The following is a 1,965-nucleotide window of genomic DNA, read 5'->3' on the forward strand; positions in this document are numbered from 1 at the left end:
CCAGCTGACCGGTCGGGATCCGTTGAGCCACAACGATCAGGCAGCGTTCTCGATCGGTCTGCGTGCGGCCGACCGGGAGGATTGACGAATCGAGCCTGGGACTTGGCAGGCGCCGTTACTCGCCGCGCGTGTCGATGACCCGCTGCGCGACGTCGATGAGCTTGGTGTTGCTGTCCTGCGAGAGCTGACGAAGCATCCCGAACGCACGGACGTCGTCGATCTTGAACCGTTCCATGATGATGCCCTTGGCCTGGCCGATGCGGTCGCGCGTGGACAGCGCCGACTGCAGCTGCTCCCCTTCGCGGCTGGCCAGGATCGCCGCCGCGGCGTGGGCGGCGAGAACCATGCCGACGGTCTCCGCTTCGCTGTCCCACAGCTTGGGCTCGTAGCCGAAGAGGTTGAGCGCACCCGCGGTGCGATCAGCGGTGTAGAGCTTGAACGACAACGCGCTGAGCAGACCCAGTTCGACGACCCTCGGCGCGTAGTGGGGAAACCGCGGCTCGTCGCGGAAGTCGTCGGTGCGTATCACGACCTCGTCCAGCGCGGCCTGCAGGCACGGCCCCTCGCCGGTGGCCATCTGCAGATCGTCGAGCTTGAACATCAGATCGGACGTCGGCGCGAGAGTCTCGTGGGTTCCGCCCCCGCCGATGAGCAACACACCGGCGACGTCGACACCGGGAATCAGTTCCTTCGCGGCAGCGGTGACGTCGACGAGTACGTCGTCGACCTTCCGCAGCGCGATGACCCGCGCCAGCTCCGCCATCCGCACGGCGAGTCCGTGGTTCTGCACCTTCATGACCGCAATCTTGCCTCGTATGTCCACTGGCGCGAACGTTTGGGCCACTGCCAAGCGGGAAATGCCCGCTTGCGGGTACGCGCGGTGGTCGACTACCGCGCGCACCTAGGTCCCTCCGGTTCAGACATGTGCCGGCGGGACCGCCCCATTGAGGTGACGAATTCTCCCGAGTCACTCTGTTAGTTGTAGTACCGTGCGGTCATGGCTGGTTCCAACGTGTGGATTCTCGGCGGCTACCAGAGCGACTTCTCGCGCAACCTGAGCCGTGAGGGCCTGGACTTCGCGGACTTGACCGCCGAAGTCGTGAATTCGACGCTGCACGCCGCCAGGATCGATGCGCCCGACGTCGGCGTCGTACACGTCGGCAACGCGTTCGGGGAGATGTTCGCCGCCCAGGGCCACCTCGGTGCGATGCCCGCCAGCGTGGTCGACGGTCTCTGGGACACGCCGTCCTCGCGCCACGAAGCGGCCTGCGCGTCCGGCAGCGTCGCCGTTCTCGCCGCCATTGCCGACCTGCGGTCCGGCGCCTATGAGACCGCCCTCGTCGTCGGCGTCGAGTTGGAGAAGACGGTGCCCGGCGACACCGCAGCCCGACACCTGGGCGCCGCCGCCTGGACGGGGCACGAGGGCCAGGACGCGAAGTTCATGTGGCCGTTCGCCTTCAGCCAGGTCGCCGACGAGTACGACCGCCGCTACGGCATCGACGAAAGTTACCTGCGGGCCATCGCGACGGTGAACTTCGCCAACGCGCGCCGCAACCCGAACGCGCAGACCCGCGACTGGACGGTGCCGACACCGCTGACCGACGACGACGTGCAGAACCCGATCGTGGAGGGACGGATCCGCCGGTTCGACTGCAGCCAGATGACCGACGGCGGGTCCGGCGTCGTGCTCGTCACCGACGACTACCTGCGCGATCACCCCGACGCCAAGCCCATCGGCCGCATCGAGGGCTGGGGGCACCGCACCGTCGGCCTCGGCCTGCGGCAGAAACTGGATCGCTCGGCGGCCGGTCCGTTCGTCATGCCGCACGTCCGCGGCGCCGTGCTCGACGCCTTCGATCGCGCCCACGTCACACTCGAGGACCTCGACGGCATCGAGCTGCACGACTGCTTCACCCCCAGCGAGTACCTCGCCATCGACCACATCGGGCTGACCGGTCCCGGTGA

The 1,965-nt window shown here is 67.7% G+C and carries 2 protein-coding genes; one reads left to right on the top strand and one right to left on the bottom strand.

All coding sequences use genetic code 11. The annotated features are described in order from the left end of the window. Positions 1-115 precede the first annotated feature (115 nt). Entirely contained in the window at positions 116-796 is a 681-nt protein-coding gene (locus ACRDUX_RS38300) for an ANTAR domain-containing protein (RefSeq protein ID WP_526422348.1), read from the bottom strand. Positions 797-997: 201 nt separating this feature from the next. Between ACRDUX_RS38300 and ACRDUX_RS38305 the strand changes: the two genes are divergently transcribed. Further along, positions 998-1,965, top strand: a 968-nt coding sequence (locus tag ACRDUX_RS38305; RefSeq protein WP_526422350.1) for an acetyl-CoA acetyltransferase, incomplete at its 3' end; no start/stop codon positions are given.

This window comes from Mycobacterium sp., assembly GCF_050701675.1.
GTDB lineage: Bacteria > Actinomycetota > Actinomycetes > Mycobacteriales > Mycobacteriaceae > Mycobacterium.

Coding starts and splice junctions, on each gene's coding strand:
- ACRDUX_RS38300 (WP_526422348.1), bottom strand. CDS start 796: ATGAAGGTGCAGAACCACGGACTCGCCGTGCGGATGGCGGAGCTGGCG.